Origin of the sequence: Methylogaea oryzae (assembly GCF_019669985.1) — a bacterium.
Taxonomy (GTDB): Bacteria; Pseudomonadota; Gammaproteobacteria; order Methylococcales; family Methylococcaceae; genus Methylogaea; species Methylogaea oryzae.
The window spans coordinates 2,688,803-2,707,203 of the sequence record NZ_AP019782.1 but is presented as its reverse complement, the minus strand read 5'-3'; the positions used below and the strand labels follow the sequence as shown (position 1 = coordinate 2,707,203).

At 64.4% G+C, this 18,401-nt stretch carries 17 protein-coding genes; 13 read left to right on the top strand and 4 right to left on the bottom strand.

Going from position 1 to position 18,401, the window contains the following annotated elements:
- The first annotated feature begins 78 nt into the window (after positions 1-78).
- A complete protein-coding gene (locus K5607_RS11820) occupies positions 79-786 on the top strand; it encodes a DUF1906 domain-containing protein (protein WP_217995010.1) in 708 nt (235 codons plus the stop codon).
- Positions 787-888: 102 nt separating this feature from the next.
- Here the strand turns inward: K5607_RS11820 and K5607_RS11815 are convergent, their stop codons facing one another.
- From K5607_RS11815 to K5607_RS11800, 4 genes are all read right to left on the bottom strand, one after another.
- Positions 889-1,725, bottom strand: a complete 837-nt coding sequence (locus K5607_RS11815) for a cyclase family protein (protein WP_221047113.1) — start codon at positions 1,723-1,725, stop codon at positions 889-891.
- Between the two features lie 100 nt (positions 1,726-1,825).
- A complete protein-coding gene (locus tag K5607_RS11810) occupies positions 1,826-3,073 on the bottom strand; it encodes a 3-dehydroquinate synthase (RefSeq protein ID WP_221047112.1) in 1,248 nt (415 codons plus the stop codon).
- Positions 3,074-3,138: 65 nt separating this feature from the next.
- Positions 3,139-3,909 carry a HesA/MoeB/ThiF family protein gene (locus tag K5607_RS11805; protein ID WP_221047111.1) on the bottom strand — a complete coding sequence of 257 codons (771 nt, stop codon included), beginning with the start codon at positions 3,907-3,909 and terminating at the stop codon, positions 3,139-3,141.
- A 182-nt stretch (positions 3,910-4,091) separates the two neighbouring features.
- Complete coding sequence (locus K5607_RS11800; RefSeq protein ID WP_246598848.1) at positions 4,092-5,678, bottom strand: OprO/OprP family phosphate-selective porin; 1,587 nt, start codon at positions 5,676-5,678, stop codon at positions 4,092-4,094.
- A gap of 199 nt (positions 5,679-5,877) precedes the next feature.
- On the opposite strand from K5607_RS11800, the gene K5607_RS11795 reads away from it, so the two are divergent.
- The 12 genes from K5607_RS11795 (at position 5,878) to aroA (ending at position 18,400) form a co-directional block, all read left to right on the top strand.
- Entirely contained in the window at positions 5,878-6,513 is a 636-nt protein-coding gene (locus K5607_RS11795) for an MOSC domain-containing protein (protein ID WP_221047110.1), read from the top strand.
- 24 nt (positions 6,514-6,537) lie between these two features.
- On the top strand, positions 6,538-8,055 hold the full coding sequence (locus K5607_RS11790; protein WP_221047109.1) for a hypothetical protein: 1,518 nt from the start codon (positions 6,538-6,540) through the stop codon (positions 8,053-8,055).
- A gap of 1 nt (position 8,056) precedes the next feature.
- Positions 8,057-8,566: a nicotinamide-nucleotide amidase gene (gene pncC / locus K5607_RS11785; RefSeq protein WP_221047108.1), complete on the top strand. Its 510-nt coding sequence runs from the start codon at positions 8,057-8,059 to the stop codon at positions 8,564-8,566.
- Between the two features lie 238 nt (positions 8,567-8,804).
- On the top strand, positions 8,805-9,410 hold the full coding sequence (thpR, locus tag K5607_RS11780; RefSeq protein ID WP_221047107.1) for an RNA 2',3'-cyclic phosphodiesterase: 606 nt from the start codon (positions 8,805-8,807) through the stop codon (positions 9,408-9,410).
- Positions 9,411-9,449: 39 nt separating this feature from the next.
- The gene (locus tag K5607_RS11775) at positions 9,450-10,208 is read left to right on the top strand and encodes a ceramidase domain-containing protein (protein WP_246598847.1); all 759 of its coding nucleotides are present in this window, start codon (positions 9,450-9,452) and stop codon (positions 10,206-10,208) included.
- Positions 10,209-10,318: 110 nt separating this feature from the next.
- Positions 10,319-13,267 carry an SUMF1/EgtB/PvdO family nonheme iron enzyme gene (locus K5607_RS11770; RefSeq protein ID WP_221047106.1) on the top strand — a complete coding sequence of 983 codons (2,949 nt, stop codon included), beginning with the start codon at positions 10,319-10,321 and terminating at the stop codon, positions 13,265-13,267.
- 125 nt (positions 13,268-13,392) lie between these two features.
- Positions 13,393-13,674, top strand: coding sequence for a BrnT family toxin (locus K5607_RS11765; protein ID WP_054774929.1), 282 nt, complete (start codon positions 13,393-13,395; stop codon positions 13,672-13,674).
- 9 nt (positions 13,675-13,683) lie between these two features.
- Positions 13,684-13,893 (top strand): BrnA antitoxin family protein, encoded by a 210-nt coding sequence (locus tag K5607_RS11760; protein WP_054774928.1) that lies wholly within the window; start codon positions 13,684-13,686, stop codon positions 13,891-13,893.
- Between the two features lie 106 nt (positions 13,894-13,999).
- Positions 14,000-15,079, top strand: coding sequence for a prephenate dehydratase (gene pheA, locus K5607_RS11755; protein ID WP_221047105.1), 1,080 nt, complete (start codon positions 14,000-14,002; stop codon positions 15,077-15,079).
- An 18-nt stretch (positions 15,080-15,097) separates the two neighbouring features.
- Positions 15,098-16,213, top strand: a complete 1,116-nt coding sequence (gene hisC, locus K5607_RS11750) for a histidinol-phosphate transaminase (protein ID WP_221047104.1) — start codon at positions 15,098-15,100, stop codon at positions 16,211-16,213.
- Positions 16,210-17,094, top strand: a complete 885-nt coding sequence (locus K5607_RS11745) for a prephenate dehydrogenase/arogenate dehydrogenase family protein (RefSeq protein WP_221047103.1) — start codon at positions 16,210-16,212, stop codon at positions 17,092-17,094. Before hisC ends, K5607_RS11745 begins: the two co-directional genes overlap by 4 nt.
- Positions 17,084-18,400 (top strand): 3-phosphoshikimate 1-carboxyvinyltransferase, encoded by a 1,317-nt coding sequence (gene aroA / locus K5607_RS11740; protein WP_054773623.1) that lies wholly within the window; start codon positions 17,084-17,086, stop codon positions 18,398-18,400. The genes K5607_RS11745 and aroA overlap by 11 nt, the downstream gene beginning before the upstream one ends.
- Position 18,401 lies beyond the last annotated feature (1 nt).

Sequence of the window (18,401 nt, the reverse complement as noted above, 5' to 3'; positions counted from 1 at the left end):
AAACGTTGGGGTTCGCCGACTCACCCCAACCTACGCGGAACACAAAGCAACTTTCCGCTACCCACTTATCAGGTTTGTTTGAGTTTTTTGGTCGCCGACTCCTTTTTTGTTTTAAAAATAGAGGAAACAGTTATGTCTCTCCCCGGAAAAGTCCAAAGCGCCGCCCCCGGTTTGTTGGGGTTCGATGCCAATACGGTGATTTCATCGGCCACGGCGCAGAAATTTGTCGGTGATGGCTATAAGTTTTGTGTGCGGTATTTGTCACGTAGTACACCGGAGCCTAAAGGGGATTTAACCTCAGGGGAGGCAAACGATATTTTGGCGGCGGGTTTGGCTTTGATGGCGGTGCAGCACGTGGCTCCTGCCGGCTGGACGCCAAGCGCGGCGCTGGGAACCAGCAACGGCGTCAACGCCGCCGCTAATGCCAAGAGTGTGGGTTTTCCTTCCAGCGTCAATGTGTGGCTGGATTTGGAGGGCGTGAACAACGCAGCCAGTTCGGCGGATGTTATCGCGTACTGCAATGCCTGGTATGCAGCGGTGCAAAGCGCCGGCTATGTTCCGGGAATCTATGTGGGGAGCGAGAGTTTGTTGACCAGCCAGCAGCTCTATTCCAGCCTCAGTTTTCAGCATTATTGGCGCTCGCAAAGCAATGTGCCCAATGTGGAAAGCCGCGGTTATCAGCTCATCCAGCTCTATCCGTCGCTTACCGTCAATGGTGTGGACATCGACGTGGATGTGACGCAAAACGATTACAAAAACGGGCAGGTATTGTGGTTGGCGAAATAAGCTCGGTAGGGTACGCATTGCGTACCATTAACGGTGGTTTAGGTACGCATTGCGTACCATTAACGGTGGTTTAGGTACGCGGTGCGTACCCTACAGGATTTTTTAGCGAGGCTCGCCGGACGGGTTCGGCACCAGCGCCAAAACCCGGGCGGGAAAGCCGGAGCCTCGGGCGACATTGGGCCAGGTGACGATGGCGATGGCGCCGGATTCGGGAACCTGGTCCAGGTTTGCCAACAGCTCTATCTGGTAGCGGTCTTTTCCCAGGATGTAGGACTCGTGGGAATAGTCCTTGGCGCTGACGGCCGTGCCGGGGCCGGTGTCGGTGGTTTCGTGGCCCGATGCGGTGATTCCTCGGATTTCGTACAGATAGCGCAAGGCGTCCAGCGACCAGCCCGGGTAGTGCATGACGCCGTTGGCGTCCCGGTTCAGCATTTTCTCTTGGTCCGGCCAGCGTTGCGACCAGTCGGTGCGCAGGGCGACAAAACCGCCTGGCGGAATCGGGCCGTGTTTTTTCTCCCAGCGCCGGATGTCGTCCACGGTGACGCTGTAATCGGGATCGGCCGCGGCTTGTTCGTGCACGTCGATGACCGCCAGGGGCAGGATCATTTCCTTGGGCTCGATGTCGTCGAGCCTGCGGCCTTGGGGGAAGAAGTGGCCGGGCGGGTCGACATGGGTGCCCCATTGGCCGACGTGGCAATATTCCTCAGCGAGGAAGCCGTCGGTCGGGTAGTCGTAAAGCACCGTGCGGGTGGCCGGCCGGAAACCGGCCCAGTGCGGTATGCCGGTGTCCAGCTTATGGGACAAGTCCACCACCCTGGCTTGGGTGAGTTGCGTCAGCGCCGAAGAGTGTTGCGGTTTGACGTCGGCCGTCGCGCGCTTGTCGGCGAAGCCCTGGACCGGCGCCGAGAGCAGTACCAGGCATAAAAGTCGTTGCAGCATGCTCGATCCCCGCTGTCCGGTGCCGCTGAGGTTTTCGCTATTTGCCTCGAGCCTATGGATTCCTCCTGTCACGGCGGAGTCCACGGCTGCGGGCGCGCATTCATCGCATCGCTCTGGTGCGCAGCCATTCCAGGGACCGTTCCATGGCGGCCATCCCCACCCGGCAGCCGTTCACGCCCCGGCCCAAATCGGACAGCAGCGTGAGGCTCAGCTCGCCGCCCAGGTGTTGGCGGAATTCGTCCAGGCCGTCCATGACCAGGGCGCGGCCGTGCTTGTCGTGGCGCTCCAGGGCGGCGTCCCACAGCCGGAAGCCCAGCCGCTCCAGCAGGGCGCACAGGCGGTCGGCGCCGGAGGCGGGCAACAGCCCGGTTTCCGCCGAGTAGCGGGCGTCCAGGGCCATGCCGATGGCGATCGCTTCGCCGTGGCGCAAGGCGTGGTGGGTGAGGGACTCCAGCTTGTGGGCGGCCCACTGGCCGAAGTCCAGCGGGCTGGCGCTGCCGAATTCGAAGGGGTCGCCGCCCCGGCCGACGTGTTCCAGATTCAGGGCGGCGCAGCGGCGGATCAGGGTTTCCGTGGCGGCGGGATCGAATTCCGCCAGGGCCGCGGCGTTGTCCTCCAGCCACGACCAGAAGTCGCTGTCGCGGATGGCCGCCGCTTTAACCGCTTCCGCCAGGCCGGCGCGGGCGTCGCGCGGCTCCAGCGTGTCGAGGAAGTCGAAGTCGGCGATGACGCCGAAAGGCGGGGCGAAGCTGCCGAGGAAATTCTTCACGCCGAAAGCGTTGACGCCGTTTTTCACGCCCATGGCGGAATGGCTTTGCGCCAGCACGGTGGAGGGCAGGCGCAGCAGTCGCACGCCGCGATGGGCGGCGGCGGCGGCGAAACCGGCCAAGTCCAGCAGCGCACCGCCGCCCACCGCCAGCAAAAAGGATTGCCGGTCGATGCGCTGTTCCCGCAGCCAATGTTGCAGGCGCGGCACCAGGGCCGGGTAGTTCTTGCACGGCTCGCCGCCCGGCAGGACCAGGGGCGCCGCCGCCAGCTCCATGCGTTCGGGGTGGGCGGCGGCGTAGTCGGCGATGCGCTCAGCCAAATGGGGCAGCGCTTGCGCCACGCCTTCGTCGATGACGGCGGCTACCCGGTGCCGGCGGCCGTTTTCCTTGCGGCTCAGCATGTCCGCCAACGCCGGATTGGACGGGCTGAACGCGTTGCGGGTGAACACTACCGGATAGTCGAAATCGACGCTGAAGCGCTGCCAGAGCGCATCGACCAGGGGTTTCCCATCAATCGGCGCCGCCGTTGCGCCGACGCCTTGGGCGGGCGGGTTCCTTCGTCCTTCGTTACTTGAAAACATCGCTTTCCCTATTCTCCTTGTCCTTGTTGGTCCGGCAGGTTCGGCCGCTGTCGCCGGCCGCATTATTATGAATTCCGCCCTCGGGCTTGGCTATCTCCGCCGCAAGTGGGACAGTCGGCATTGCGCGGCAGCCGCAGGCTGCGCCATTCCATGCTCAGGGCGTCCAGCAGCAGCAGCCGGCCGGCCAGGGAACGGCCCAGGCCGAGGATCAGCTTCATGGCTTCCAATGCCTGCATGGCGCCGACGATGCCGGGCAGGGGGGCGATGACGCCATTGCGCACGCAGGATGCGTCCATTTCGCCCTGGTCCGGGTAGAGGCAGTTGTAGCAGGGGCCGTCGTCGCGGCCCGGTGTGAACACGGCCACCTGGCCTTCGAAGCGGATCACCGCGCCGGACACTAGCGGCGTGCCGGCCTTCACGCAGGCGGCGTTCACCGCGAAGCGGGTGGCGAAGTTGTCGCAGCAGTCCAGCACCACGTCCGCCGCGGCGACCTGCCGCTCCAGTTCCTCGCCTTCCAGCTTGCGGGGAATGGCGATCACTTCCGCCTCCGGGTTCAAACGCGCCAGGGCATCCCGCGCCGACTCGGTTTTTGGCCGGCCGATGTCGGGCGTGCCGTGGAGGATCTGCCGTTGCAGGTTGGACAGGTCCACCGCGTCGTGGTCGCTGATAGCGATACGGCCGATGCCGCCGGCGGCCAGATACATGGCGGCGGGCGATCCCAGGCCGCCGGCGCCGATGATGAGCACTTTGGCGGCCAGGAGCTTTTCCTGTCCGTCCACGTCGATTTGCGGCAGGAGGATTTGGCGGCTGTAGCGGAGCAGTTGGTCGTCGTTCATGGGCGGAGGCGGAAGCGGCGCAGGCTGCGCATGTTACTCGGAAACGGGCTTCGATTGGGAGGCGGCGGGCCGGCCTTCAGCTGGGCCGAGAGCTTGGGTTTTTTCAAAGCAAAAAAAACCCCGCCTTGCGGGCGGGGTGAAAGGAAAGACGACGAGCGTCTACGAGTGATACGAGGTGTGGATTAGAAATCCACTTGAGCGCGGAATTGCAGCATGTCCGGGTTGGTGTTGTTGAAGGCCTGGGAGCGCGCGCCGGGTTGGTTGACAACCGTCGTGCCCGATGCGGTCGGCGCCGTATCGATGTTCAACACGTGGACGTAGTTGGCCATCAGGCGGACGTGGGAGTTGGGATACCAGTTCAGGCCGATTTTCGCGGTCTGAGCCCGGCCGCCGTTCACCGTGCCGTCCTTCAGGTTCAGGTAGTCGTAACCGGCCGCCACTTCCCAGGCGCCCCAGCCGCCGTTCATGTCGAAGTTGCGGCTCGGCGTGATGCGGTCCCACGCGCCGGTGCTGGCTTTGTACTTGCGGGATTCGCCGGTCAGGAAGTAGCTGCCGTAGCCGTAGTAGCCTTCCAGCACCTCGTCCTTATAGCCGTTGCCCTGCAGGCCGGTGCGGATATATTCGCCCTGCATGGAGAACGGTCCGTACACCAAGGCGCTTTCCGCGCCGAACCGGGTGTAATGATCCAGTTCGTAAGAGCCCGCGGCGCCTTTGTTGCCCTTGGTCAGGTTGCCGGTGTTGAGGAGGGCGGTGCGGTCCACGTTGCCGATGGAGGCAGCGAACAGCGTGCCGCCGTTGTTGAAGGCGCTGTTGCCGGTGTAATTGTTGTTGATGGTGCGATACGAACCGGAAGCACCGACATGCAGGAATTCGGTTTCGCTGTTGTACCAGGGGCGGCCCGCTACGCGGCCCGTGACGTCCCAGCTGCTGTTGCCGCTGCCGTTGTTGCGGTTGGCGTTGCCGTTGGTGTTGACCGAGCTGGTGTTGTACAGCGTGGCGCCGTTGACGTTGGTGCAAGTGCCGGCGGCGTTACAGGTCAAGCCGGAACCGCCGACGGATTCGGACATCAACGCACCGGCGGCCATCCAGCGCTGTTCGGAATAGGAGCCCATGGCGCCGATACGGTAGGCGTTGGGGTTGTCGGAGAAGGCGTTGACCGCCATGTTGCGTTCGATGAAGGTCAGGAAGCGGTTGCTGGTGGCTTCTTCCAAGCTGAACGGCTCTTTGAATTGACCCACCGTCAGAGCGAAAGGCTTCAGCGCGTTCCAACGGATATAGGCGTCGGTCACGCCGGCCGCCGTGGTGCCGGGGCCGCGGGTGAAGTCGTACTCGAATTTGTAATCGTAATCCTTGAAGAAGGTGCCTTCCGCGTGCAGACGGGCGCGGCGCAGGCTGGTGCCGTCGGCCAATGCGTTGGTGGTGTTCGCGCCGGTGGCGTTCGGAAGGTTATGGCTGTTCCAGTTGGTTTGGCCGTCGAGCTGCAGGCGTCCGCCGATGGCGGCTTTGAAGTTGCCGTCGTTGCTGCCGATTTCCAGCCCCTTGTCGCCCAGCACCACGTGGGCGTTGCCGGCATGGGCGTCCTTGACGTCCGATTTGGAAAGATCGGCTTTCTTCAGCAAAGTGTCGTACTGCGTTTTGTTGATCGCGCCGTTCTTCACCAACATGTCCAGCAGTTCTTTATCGGCGGCGGCTGCGCCGGCCGAAAAGACCAGGGCCGCGGCGCCCAAGGTTGCGCCAGAACGCAGGCCCAGTTTCTTATTCGCTTTCATCAAAATCGACTCCCCTTCGAGGCGTTAAGCGTTATTAAAATTAACGGGGCGTAAGATACGAAGGGCATGTGACAGGGATGTGAAAGGAATATGACAGTTGTGTGACAACGGTGCGGCGGCCGTTCACATCGGCCGGCTAGTGCGGCGGGGCGCCGATGACTAAAATGGCCGGGGTAACCGATATCAGCGAGACCGCTCCATGCAATTACTCTCCATCAGCGTCGGCATGCCGCGCACCGTAGACGATCACGGCAAACCGGTTTCGACCGGCATCTATAAAGCGCCGGTCGCGGGGCTGGTCGCGGTGTCCGCCACCGGCTTGGCCGGCGATGGGCAAGCCGACCTGGAGAACCACGGCGGGTTGGATAAGGCGGTTTATGCCTACACGGCGGAAAATTACGATTATTGGCGGGAGGCGCTGGGGCGGTCCGACATGCCCCACGGCCAGTTCGGCGAAAATCTCACCGTCAGCGGCATGCCGGACGAAGCGGTGCACCTGGGAGATGTGTTCCGTATCGGCGAGATCCTGGTGCAGGTGACCCAGCCGCGCGTGCCTTGCTTCAAGTTGGGCTTGCGCATGGGGATGGCCGACTTCGTCAGCCGGTTCATGACCTCCGGCCGGGTGGGTTTCTACCTGCGGGTGTTGGAAACGGGCCAGGTGCGCGGCGGCGATCCCATCGAGTTGGTCAGGGCCGACGCCGAAGGCCTGAATATCCGCGATTGCATGCTGGCATTGGCGGAAGGGCCGCGCCAGCAGGAAATCATCCGCCGCGCTTTGTCCGTCGACGCCCTGTCCGACGCTTGGCGCGCCAGCCTGTTAAAGCGCCAAGCCTGAACCGAATCAGCGGAATTTCGCCAAGTGCCTACCCTGTTTTTTCTTAGCGCCCCGCCCAAGGCGAAAACCGCCGCCGTGGAGTCGTTCACCCCCAGCGCCGTGGCCCAGTGGCTGCACGATGCGCCCACCGGCAATCAAGTGCTGTTTTCCAAGGAATTGTTGCAGCGCATCGCCGAGATCAACGGCGCCGGCTTCGGCGGCCAGGCGTTGTTCCAGCTGGCGGAGCTGCTGCGTCCTTCCGTGCTGTCGGTGTCGTCCTATTTGATGGCGCGCGTGGCGGGCAAGGCCTATCCCCTGGATAAGGACGACCAAGCGGCCGGGGAAACGCTGCTGGCCTTGGGGCGCGAGTTCGGCCAAATGTACAGCGTGTTGCTGCAGGAGTTCGATGCGGCCAGCGACGGGGCGGCGGAGCGCGCCCTCGGCCTGCTGACCCACCGCTTGTTGCGCTGCGTCAGCCACTTGTTGCTGTCCTATTACTGCCTGCACTTGAAAGTGCCGGCGTGGGTGTGGCGCGACCTGCACGCGCTTTATCGCCTGGCCGTGCAAAAACGCAAGACGGAGGAACGGCATCGCGACGGGGCGGCGGTTCGTCAGCCGTCGCCGTCCATCGAAGAAGTCTATGTGCAGACCCTGTTGCTGGGGTTGGCCGATCCCTATGCCTTGCAGGGACAGGAAATCCTCGGGTTATATTCGTTGTTGGAGTCGTGGGTGCCGGCGGTGCGGTTGCGTCCTGTGTCCGGCAAGGTCGCGGCCTCCGGTTGGGTGGCGCAGTTGGAGCAGGACAAGCCGCCGGCCTGGCTGGCCGCCGGCGAAGAAGGCGACGGCCTGGGGTTGGATCCGGCGCCGCTCGATAAACTGCTGGCGGGTTTGTGCGAGCGGGCCGGCGTCCGCCGCAGCGGCCGCTTCGAGCCGCGTCCCGACGGGGAGATCAGCGACGATTTCTTGCGTTATTTGCGGCGCCGTTGGAACAACGTCAGCCATAGCGGCGAGCATGTGACGGCGGAGGGCGGCGTCAACGTAACGGTGGGCTTCCGCGCTACCCATACCCTGATGAGCGCTCCACCGGGCGACGACCTGTCGCAATCGGCGACGGAAGCTTGGGATGCCGCTTTGTTGAGCGACGGCATGTTGGGGTGCGAAGGCGACGTGGCGGGCCGCGTGGTGCTGGGGGCTTTGTTGAGTTACCAGCCCATGGCCGGCGGCGGACGGGGGCTGGCGGTGGTCGATCGCGTGTTGTTGGAGCGTTTGGGCGGGGTGGTGAAGTTCAGCTTGCGCAGGATTACCGGCCGCATCATGCCGGCCGGCCTGCAGCCGGCCAAGGTGGACACGAAAAATCCCAATGCCTATCAGCGCGCGCTGGCTTATGTGGACGAGGAGGCCGTGCCGGTGCGCTCATTCGTGCTGATCGAAAGCTTGCGGCAGCAGGAAGGCAGCGTGGTGCGCTTGTTGCTGGAAACCGGCATGAAGTTCGTGCGGCTGGCCAATCGGGAAAACATCGCCCTGGGTTGCGCGCGCTTCGAGTGCGTGGCGGCGGTGAACTGACATGGCGTTGCCGGACGATGCCGCTTTGTCTGCGCTGGCGGAGCGGGTAGGCGATTTGCTCAAGTCCCACGGCCATTACGCGGCGGTGGCCGAATCCTGCACCGGCGGTTGGCTGGCTAAATGCCTCACCGACGTGGCCGGCAGCTCCGGCTGGTTCGAGCGCGGCTTCGTCAGCTACAGCAACGAATCCAAACAAGAACTGTTGGGCGTGACCGAAGCGACCCTGAAAACCCACGGAGCGGTCAGCGCCGAAACCGTGGGGGAAATGGCGCAAGGCGTTTTGTCCCATAGCCGCGCCCAGGCGGCCGTCGCGGTGAGCGGCATCGCCGGCCCCAGCGGCGGCACGGCGGACAAACCGGTGGGCACGGTATGGTTCGCCTGGCGCCGCAGCGACGGCGCCGCCGCCTGCCGATGCGAAGTGTTCCACGGCGACCGTGAAGCGGTGCGCCGCCAAGCGGTGGCCGTGGCGCTGGCCGGACTGGCCGAGCTGTATGGAAGCCGTCCTACCTAGAAACCTGGGGGCTCGCTTCCCCTTCTCCCCCAGGGAGAAGGTTGGGATGAGGGGATAAAAAAGCCACGGCCTTTTAACCTCCCTCACCCTAACCCTCTCCCGGAGGGAGAGGGGACCGAATTCGTGGCTTTTTGATCTTTCCCTCTCTCCCCGGGGCATAGGTGTTTACACAAGTCTATCTACTGCCGTCGTTCCGCCAGGGATTGGCGGAACCCAGGCATAAGGACGTGAGGGCCGCATGGCTCGCATCGGCGCTAAAACGCCTTGCCGGACGCCATTCGACGTGAGCGACGCGCGTGGTCCTCTCCCTGAGTCGGAGGCCGCCACGGCCCGGCTGTTTTTCGCCCTGTGGCCGGACGACGGCCTGCGCGAAACCTTGGTCAAGACGCTGCGGCCGTTGCGGAAAACCGCCACGGCCCGCTGGGTGCGGCCCGAGCATTACCATCTCACCTTAGTGTTTCTCGGCGCGGTGCCGGTAGCTTGCCTCGACCGGCTGATGGCGCTGGCCGCGCCGCTGCCGTTCGCGCCCTTCGAACTGGAATTCCAGCGGGTGGAGTTCTGGCCGCGGCCGAGGGTGTTATGCCTGACCGCGGTTCAGACGCCGCAGCCCTTGGCCGAGCTGGTGGCCGGCCTCAACGGCGTGGCCGCCCAACTGGGTCTGCCGGTGGAGCAGCGTCCCTACCGCGCCCACCTGACCGTGGCCCGCAAGGCCCATGAGCCGCCGCTGGAAACCATCACGCCGTTGCACTGGCCGGCGCGGGATTATTGCCTCGTACAATCGGTGACGCGCCCGGAAGGGCCGGTTTACACAGTGTTACGGCGATTCGGCGCTGCCGGTTCGTAAATCCCGCCCGCCGGGGCTGTGATGCAGGAGAACTTCGTTATGCCATGGCTTGAATCCGCCCGCCGCCACGCCCTGCCGGGCATGGCCCTGTTGTCGCTGCTGGCGGCCGGTGCCATGTGGCTGCTCCCGCCGGTTCCCCAGGATCCCGCCTACCATCTCTTCGCCGATCGTCGCACCCTGTTGGGCATCGCCAACTTCTGGAACGTGGTCACCAACGTGCCGTTCACCCTGGTGGGCGTGCTGGGTCTGCGCTTTCTCGCCGGCCGCCCCGCCGGCCTACCTCGGTCCCTGCTGCCGGTGTACGCGGCTTTTTTCCTCGGCGCGGCGGCGCTGGGCTGCGGCTCCGCCTATTACCATCTGCAACCGGACAACGACCGCCTGGTGTGGGACCGCCTGCCCATGACGGTGTCGTTCATGGCGTTCTTCTGCGCCGCTGTGGCGGAAACCGCCTCGCCCGCCTGGGGCCGGCGTCTGCTGTGGCCTCTCTTGGCCGCCGGCGCGGCTTCCGTCTGGTACTGGCACGCCAGAGAAGTGTTCGGCCACGGCGATTTGCGCCCCTACGGCCTGGTGCAATTCCTGCCTATGCTGCTGATCCCCGCGCTGCTGCTGGTGTTTCCCGCCAAACAGCCGGGGCGCGGCTGGTGGTGGGCGGTGCTGGGCCTATACGGCGCCTCGAAACTGGCCGAGCTGCTGGACGGCGGCTTATACGCAGCCGCCGGCTTCAGCGGCCATGCCCTCAAGCATTTGTTGGCGGCGGCGGGGATGTATTGTGTGCTGTTGGCTTTGAAACGGCGCTGAACTGCACGCCGGACGGAGCTGGCAATTTCGGTTAATCTTGGGCTTGGCCGGTGGGCGGAATCCCAATCGTGCCGGCGCTTGGTATTCACAAGAGAAAGGGAGGCGTCCCCATGGCCCAGGCCAAACACCCCTACACCGTTTTTATCTCCAGCACCTACCTCGACAACCAGGAGCGGCGCAAGCTGGTGGAGGACGCAGTGCTGCGTGCCAAGATGACGCCTGTAGGCATGGAGCGCTTCACCGCTTCGGCCAATCCCACCGTGGATGAATGCGAACGGCAGGCGCGGGATTGCGATGTGTACGTGGGCATCATCGCCCACCGCTACGGCTGGATACCCGACGGCAAGGCCGTTTCCATCACCGAACTGGAATACGACGCGGCCAAGGCGGTGGGCAGGCCGTGTTTCGTATTCGAAATCGCTACAACCTCCTTTGACTTCCAAACGGATATTGACCAAGGTCCCGACCGCTGGGCTAAGCAGGAAAAGCTTGACGCCTTCCGCGCCAAATACCGTGGCGACCAAATGCCCGCGTTGTTTACTGAAAAACTGCTGCACGGGTCGGTTCTGGACACTTTGAAAAGCTGGCGCGAAAAGCAGGAAGGCATACAGCCCGTCCAACAAACCACACCGTCAGCCGCTGTTGCCGATTCCTCGGAACTGGAACGCTATCGGCTGGCCGTCCTGGCCCAGCACCAAGACCTGCCCCTGGCCGGTTTCAAAACCAAGCTGCGCGTGCCCATCGCCTTGGAGGAGCTGTACGTGCCGCTGCACGCCCGGCTGCATTTGCGGGCGAGCGGCAAGGTGGGGTATGCCGACGCGGCTGATGCGGAAAAGCAACTGGGCGAACACGGCGCCGAGGAAATTCCCCTGATCGAAGCCTTCCGCGCGGCGGGACAGCGCAAGCGGCGGGGGCTGGCGATACTGGGCGATCCCGGCTCCGGCAAAACCACCCACCTCAAGCGCCTGCTGCTGCATTGCCTGAAGCAAGGCCCGGCCGGCCTGGGGCTGCCGACGGACACGCTGCCGGTGTTTCTGCCGCTGCGGGAGCTGGACGACCTGGAGCGCGGCATTGACGCCTTTATCGAAAAGACCCTGGACAGCCCGCACTTGAATATGCCGCAAGGCTTCGGCCAGCGGCTGCTGCACGGCCAGCCCTTGCTGCTGCTGTTCGACGGCCTGGACGAAGTGAGCGATCCCAAGCGGCGCGCCCAGGTGTCCCGCTGGATCGAGCAAGCGGCCCAGGCCCGGCCCCATTGCACCGCCGTGATCACTTGCCGCTTCGCCGGCTACGACGACAGCGACCGGCTGGGCGCTCAATTCCTGGAGCTGCACCTGCGGCCCTTGACGCCGGAGCAGTCGGACGACTTCATCCGCAACTGGTACCGGGCGGTGGAAACCGGCCTGGCGGGCGACACGCCGGAAGCCGCCATCAAGACCGAGGAAGGCGCAGCCAGCCTCATCGAACGGCTGCGCCAGCCGGATTTCCGCTTGGCGCGCATGGCGACGCTGACACGCAACCCGTTGCTGTTGGCCAATCTGTGTTTGGTGCACCGCGACCGGGGCGCCTTGCCGCGCAATCGCCACCAGTTGTACGACGAATGCATCGACGTGTTGTTGGAACACTGGCGGGAAGTGAAGTCCCTGGACGTATCCGTGCCCGCCGAACTGGGCCGGCGCGCCTTGCAGCCGGCGGCGCTGTGGCTGCATGGCGAAAAGGAACGCACCCGCGCCACGGCGGCGCAACTGGCTCCCCACATCGAGCCGGTGCTGCAACAGCGCAACTGGCCCGGCGGCGATGCGGAAGCCCTGCTGCGCGCCGTGCGCGACGAAAGCGGCCTGCTCACCGGCTGGGGGCAGGATCAATTCGGCTTCATGCACCTGGGCTTCCAGGAATACCTGGCCGCCTGCGAACTGCGCCGCCAGGCTTTCGAGGGCGACAAGGCAGCGGTGTTGCGCGACTTGGCCGCGCGCCACGCCGATAGCTGGTGGCAGGAGGTGATCCTGCTGGTGCTGGCCCAGGGCAACCCTTCACTGTTCACACCGTTCATGCAAGAAGCCTTGAAGCTGCTGGATTTCGACCTGTCGGCGGAGCTGGGGGGCTTGATTTTGGAAGAGGCGGCGGAGGTGACGGCGGAGCCGTTTGTAAAGTGGCTGCAACAGCCGACCGATGGCGATGGGGGCTTGCAGGGGCGGCGGGCGGCTTTGCCTTTGCTGCAACGGCTGCTGCCGGAAGCGGAATACCAGACATTGTTGGCTAGGCTGGGTGTTCGAGCTGTTCATCGCGTTTTCAAGGACGGTCAGCTTGGGGATGTAACCGGGCACATGTCGTTACTTCTTACCCCGGCTGCGTCACTCACCAGCGCCAACGGCAGTGTCGAACTGCTGCTGATCCCTGGGGGGCGTTTTCTCATGGGTTCGCCTAATGGCGTCGGTGACAGTGACGAACACCTGCAACACGAAGTGCAGATCAAGCCATTTTACTTGGGCAAATATCCGGTCACCAACGAGGAATACGCCCGCTATTTGCAAGCGAATCCGGATGTCAGCGAGCCGGCCTATTGGGGTGACCGCCGTTTCAACCAGGCGCGCCAGCCGGTGGTGGGGGTGAGTTGGGAGGAGGCCTGCCGTTTCGCCGCATGGGCGAGCGGACGGCTGCCTAGCGAAGCGGAATGGGAATACGCCTGCCGCGCCGGAACTGCAACAGCCTATTGGTGGGGCGATAAGTTTGAAAAGCAACGTGCCAATTGTGATGACGGCGGCAGCCAGTGGAGCGGCAAACAGCCGTCGCCGGTCGGCTCGTTCCCGCCCAATGACTTTGGCCTGTACGACACCAGCGGCAATGTGTGGGAATGGGTGCGCGATTGCTGGCACGGCGATTACACGGGCGCGCCGGCCGACGGTTCCGCCTGGGAGACCGGCGATGACGGCCGGCGGGTGATCCGCGGTGGTTCCTGGGACGTCGTACCGGCGGCCGTGCGTTCGGCCGACCGCGGCGGGGGCTACCCGGGCATCCTCCGCGGCATCGATGTCGGTTTCCGTCTAGCCCAGGACTTATAGCCCTTTGCGCTTGGTTCTTTTTCCCTTTGCCTCGGCGGCCCGCAGGGCCGCCGCGAATTTTTTTCGGCTCCCGCCGGGCGCTCGTGCAGCTTGTCATTGCATTACATCGTAACTACACTCGCGCTATGAGCGCATTGCACTTCGAGTGGGACGAACGGAAGGCCGCCGTCAACGTCAAGAAGCATGGCGTGAGCTTCGATGAGGCGAAATCCGCTTTCTACGACGAGCGCGCCAAGCTCATCGACGACCCGGACCATTCCGGTGAAGAAGATCGTTTTGTTCTGCTCGGCTTGAGCGCTGCGTTAAGGCTCTTGGTCGTCTGCCATTGCTACCGGGGCGACGGAGGGGCGATTCGAATCATCTCCGCCCGCAAGGCGACGGCCCAGGAAAGAAAGTACTACTCGTAAAGGTGTCCCATGCGCAAAGAATATGACTTCTCCAAGGCCAGGAAGAATCCCTATGCTTCCCAGTTAAAAAAACAGGTGACGATCCGCCTGGATGAAGAATCCATCGGCTACTTTAAAGCGCTTTCCGAGGAGGTGGGCATTCCGTACCAAAGCCTCATCAACCTCTACTTGAGAGACTGCGCCGCTTCCCACCGCAAGTTGAATCTCAACTGGTCGTAGCGCGCCCGGCTGGAATTTAAAGCCGTTCGCGGTTAGCATGTGCCGGATTTTTCACGCGCCGGCGTGAGCCCATCTTTCAACAAACGGACCAGCCGACGCGCCGTTCATGACGCAACCCCTTTCCGAAATTCGCAAACAGATCGACGCCCTCGACGCCGAAATCCTGGAACTTTTCAACCGCCGCGCGCGCTTGGCGCAAGAAGTGGCCGAGGCCAAGCTGGCGGCCGGCGAGACCGATAATTTCTATCGGCCCGAGCGGGAGGCCCAGGTATTGCAGCGGGTGCGGGACTTGAACCAAGGTCCTTTGGACGACGATTCCGTGGCGCGGTTGTTCCGCGAGCTGATGTCCGCCTGCCTGGCTTTGGAAAAGCCGCTGACGGTGGCTTTTCTCGGGCCGGCCGGCACCTTCAGCCAGCAGGCGGCCTATAAGCACTTCGGCCATGCTGTCCAAGCCGTGCCGCTGCCGGCCATCGACGAGATTTTTCGCGCGGTGGAAAGCGGCGATTGCCAGTTCGGCGTGGTGCCGGTGGAGAATTCCACCGAGGGCGTCATCACCCACACGCTGGATAGCTTCCTGAATTCCTCTCTCGGCATTTGCGGCGAGGTGTCGCTGCGTATCCATCACAATCTGATGGGCAAGCAGGCCGATCTTGCCGCCATCCGCAAGGTGTTCTCCCACCAGCAGTCCCTGGCGCAGTGCCGGCGCTGGCTGGACCGTTATCTGCCGGGGGCCGAGCGGGTCGCCGTGAGCAGCAACGCCGAAGCGGCCCGCCTGGCGGCGGAAACGCCGGACAGCGCGGCGGTGGCGGGGGAGACGGCGGCGGATATCTACGGCCTCGCGGTGTTGCAGCGCAACATCGAGGATGAGGCGGACAATACCACCCGGTTCCTGGTGATCGGCCGCTTGGCCGTGGGGCCGACGGGGCGCGACAAGACTTCCTTGCTGATCTCCACCGGGAATCAGCCCGGCGCCCTGCATCGCGCCCTGGCGCCGTTCGCCCAGCACGGCATCAGCATGAGCAAGATCGAGTCGCGTCCCTCGCGGCGCGGCGCTTGGGATTACGTGTTTTTCATCGACGTGGAAGGGCATCGGGACGATGCCGGTGTGGCCGAGGCCCTGCGCGTGGCCCAGGCCGAGGTCAGCTTCGTCAAGGTGCTGGGCTCTTATCCGCGCGCCCAGGCTTAACAGCAATACGATATTTCTATGGTGAATTTTTTCGAATTGGCGGCCCCCGGCGTGCGGGGCTTGACTCCTTACCAGCCCGGCAAGCCCATCGGCGAGTTGGAGCGGGAGCTGGGCTTGAGCAATATCGTCAAGCTGGCTTCCAACGAAAACCCGCTGGGTCCCAGCCCCAAGGCGCTGGAGGCCGCGTTGGCCGCTTCGAAAGAGGTGGAGCTGTATCCCGACGGCGGCGGGTTCGAGTTGAAGGCGGCGTTGTCCGAACGGCTGGGCGTGGCGGCCGAACGCATTACCTTGGGCAACGGTTCCAGCGACGTGCTGGAGTTCGCCGCGCGGGTGTTCGTGACGCCGGACAACGAGGTGATGTTTTCCCAGCATTCCTTCGCGCTCTATCCCATTTTCACCCAGACCCTGGGCGCCCAGGCGGTGGCCACGCCCGCCAGCCGCTGGGGCAACGATCTGGACGCCATGCGCCGAGCCGTTACGCCGCGCACCCGGCTGATCTTCATCGCCAATCCCAACAATCCCACCGGTACCTGGCTGGGCTCCGCCGCCTTGGAAAGCTTCATTCGCGATCTGCCGCGCGAGGTGCTGGTGGTGGTGGACGAGGCTTATTTCGAGTACGCCAGCCATCCCGCCATGGGCGCGGCGGATTATCCCGACACGATGGCTTGGGTGGAGCGTTATCCCAATTTGATCGTGGCGCGCACTTTTTCCAAGTGCTACGGCTTGGCCGGGCTGCGGGTGGGGTACTCGGTGTCTCATCCCGAGGTGGCCGACTTGATGAACCGGGTGCGGCCGCCGTTCAACGTCAGCAGCGTGGCGCTGGCCGCCGCCAGGGCGGCGTTGGAGGATGAGGCGCATTTGCGCCGTTCCCTAGAGCTCAACGCCCAAGGCATGCAGCAGCTGGTCGCGGCTTTCGCCGAGCGCGGCTTGGCCTATATCCCGTCCGTCGGCAATTTCGTTTGCGTGGACATGGGGCGGCCCGCCGCGCCCTTGTACGACGCTTTGCTGCGCCAAGGCGTCATCGTGCGGCCGGTGGGCAATTACGGCATGCCCAACCATTTGCGCGTCACCGTGGGTACGCCCGAGCAGAACGCCGTTTTCCTGCGCGCCCTGGACGCCGTCCTGGCGGCATGATCGAACGCCTTTGCATCGTCGGCGTCGGTCTGATCGGCGGCTCCCTGGCGCGGGCCGCCCGCCGCGCCGGCTTGTGCCGCCGCGTGGTCGGCGTGGATGCGGATGCGGCTAATTTGCAGCGGGCGCAGGCTCTGGGAGTGGTCGATCGGGGCTGCGCCGATGTGGCCGAGGGGGCCAAGGATGCCGACGTGGTGCTGATCGCCGTGCCGGTGCAAGCCACCGAGGCGGTGTTGGCCGCTCTCAAGCCGGTGTGGAATAGCCGTGCCGTTTACACCGACGCCGGCAGCACCAAGGTCAACGTGTTGGAGGCGGCGGAACGGGTATTCGGTTCCCTGCCGGCCAATTTCGTGCCGGGCCATCCCATCGCCGGGGCCGAGCGCAGCGGTGTGGACGCTTCCCACGCCGATCTGTTCCGCCACAAGCGGGTGATTTTGACGCCCGCGGCGGAGACCGCTCCCGCTGCGGTGCAGCGGGTGGCCGAGCTGTGGCGCGGCGCCGGAGCCGAGGTGAGCGAGATGGAGCCGCTGCGCCACGACCAAGTGCTGGCGGCCACCAGCCATTTGCCCCATGTGGCGGCTTTCGCCCTGGTGGATATGCTGGGACGGGAAGACGAGACGGAGGCGATTTTCCGCTACGCGGCCGGCGGCTTCCGCGATTTCACCCGCATCGCCTCCAGCGACGCCGCCATGTGGCGCGACATCTGCCTGGCCAATCGCGAGCCGATTTTGCAGCGCATCGAAGGCTTGCGCGACGAATTGGGCCAGGTGGCGGCGCTTATCGCAAGCGGGGACGGCGACGCCCTGCTGCAGTTATTTCAACGCGCCAAAGCGGCGCGGCAACGGTTTTTGGATCTGTACGAGAACAACCATCATGCACAGTAAGCAAGTCCAGTTTCACGTCCAACCCGGCGGCTGCCTGAAAGGCGAGGGCCGCGTGGCGGGCGACAAGTCCATTTCCCATCGCTCGGTGATGCTGGGTTCCATCGCCGAGGGCGTGACCCACGTGAAGGGCTGGCTGGAAGCCGAGGACGCCCTGTCTACCCTGGCGGCGTTCCAGGCCATGGGCGTCAAGATCGAGCGGGGCGGTCCCGGCGAACTGACCGTTCACGGCGTCGGCTTGCACGGCCTGAAAGCACCGGCCGGCGAGCTGTACCTGGGCAACTCCGGCACTTCCATGCGCTTGCTGTCGGGCCTGTTGTCCGGCCAGCCTTTCGATACGGTGCTGACTGGCGACGAATCCCTGTCGCGCCGCCCGATGAAGCGGGTGACCGCGCCGTTGCGCGACATGGGGGCGGTGATCGAAACCACCGAGGCCGGCACGGCGCCGCTGCGCATCAAGGGCGGCCACCAGTTGAAAGGCATGCACTACGACATGCCGGTGGCGTCCGCCCAGGTGAAGTCCTGCCTGTTGCTGGCCGGCCTGTATGCGGAAGGCGAAACCAGCGTCACCGAGCCCGCGCCCACCCGCGACCACACCGAACGCATGCTGCAGGGGTTCGGCTACGAAGTGCGCCGCGACGGCGACAAGATCAGCGTGCGTAGCGGCGGCAAGCTGACCGCCTGCGACATCGACGTGCCGGCGGACATTTCCTCGGCCGCTTTCTTCCTGGTGGGCGCTTCCATCGCCGAGGGTTCCGACATCACCCTGCAGCACGTCGGCATCAACCCGACCCGCACCGGCGTGATCGACATTTTGAAGCTCATGGGTGCGGATATCGAACTGCTCAACCCGCGCACCGTGGGCGGCGAGCCGGTGGCGGACTTGCGCGTGCGTTCGGCCAAGCTGAAAGGCATCGCCATCCCCGAGGAGCTGGTGCCGCTGGCCATCGACGAATTCCCGGTATTGTTCGTGGCGGCGGCCTGCGCCGAAGGCCAGACCGTGCTGACTGGCGCGGAGGAGTTGCGGGTGAAGGAAAGCGACCGCATCCAGGTGATGGCCGACGGCCTGGTGGCCTTGGGCATCGACGCCAAGCCGACGCCGGACGGCATGGTCATCCAAGGCGGCCGGCTGGGCTCCGGTCGGGTCAATTCCCGCGGCGACCATCGCATCGCCATGTCCTTCTCGATCGCGGCGTTGCGTGCGTCCGGAACCATCGACATCGACGATTGCGCCAACGTTAATACTTCCTTCCCCACCTTCGTGTCCTTGGCGAAAAACTTGGGACTGAACATCAGCGTGACGGAGTAAG

Bases quoted from the DNA above. Each gene is read 5' to 3' on its own strand.
- K5607_RS11815 (WP_221047113.1), bottom strand. From the start codon at position 1,725: ATGCTGCAACGACTTTTATGCCTGGTACTGCTCTCGGCGCCGGTCCAG.
- K5607_RS11810 (WP_221047112.1), bottom strand. From the start codon at position 3,073: ATGTTTTCAAGTAACGAAGGACGAAGGAACCCGCCCGCCCAAGGCGTC.
- K5607_RS11805 (WP_221047111.1), bottom strand. From the start codon at position 3,909: ATGAACGACGACCAACTGCTCCGCTACAGCCGCCAAATCCTCCTGCCG.
- K5607_RS11800 (WP_246598848.1), bottom strand. From the start codon at position 5,678: ATGAAAGCGAATAAGAAACTGGGCCTGCGTTCTGGCGCAACCTTGGGC.
- K5607_RS11795 (WP_221047110.1), top strand. From the start codon at position 5,878: ATGCAATTACTCTCCATCAGCGTCGGCATGCCGCGCACCGTAGACGAT.
- pncC (WP_221047108.1), top strand. From the start codon at position 8,057: ATGGCGTTGCCGGACGATGCCGCTTTGTCTGCGCTGGCGGAGCGGGTA.
- thpR (WP_221047107.1), top strand. From the start codon at position 8,805: ATGGCTCGCATCGGCGCTAAAACGCCTTGCCGGACGCCATTCGACGTG.
- K5607_RS11775 (WP_246598847.1), top strand. From the start codon at position 9,450: ATGCCATGGCTTGAATCCGCCCGCCGCCACGCCCTGCCGGGCATGGCC.
- K5607_RS11770 (WP_221047106.1), top strand. From the start codon at position 10,319: ATGGCCCAGGCCAAACACCCCTACACCGTTTTTATCTCCAGCACCTAC.
- K5607_RS11765 (WP_054774929.1), top strand. From the start codon at position 13,393: ATGAGCGCATTGCACTTCGAGTGGGACGAACGGAAGGCCGCCGTCAAC.
- K5607_RS11760 (WP_054774928.1), top strand. From the start codon at position 13,684: ATGCGCAAAGAATATGACTTCTCCAAGGCCAGGAAGAATCCCTATGCT.
- pheA (WP_221047105.1), top strand. From the start codon at position 14,000: ATGACGCAACCCCTTTCCGAAATTCGCAAACAGATCGACGCCCTCGAC.
- hisC (WP_221047104.1), top strand. From the start codon at position 15,098: ATGGTGAATTTTTTCGAATTGGCGGCCCCCGGCGTGCGGGGCTTGACT.
- K5607_RS11745 (WP_221047103.1), top strand. From the start codon at position 16,210: ATGATCGAACGCCTTTGCATCGTCGGCGTCGGTCTGATCGGCGGCTCC.
- aroA (WP_054773623.1), top strand. From the start codon at position 17,084: ATGCACAGTAAGCAAGTCCAGTTTCACGTCCAACCCGGCGGCTGCCTG.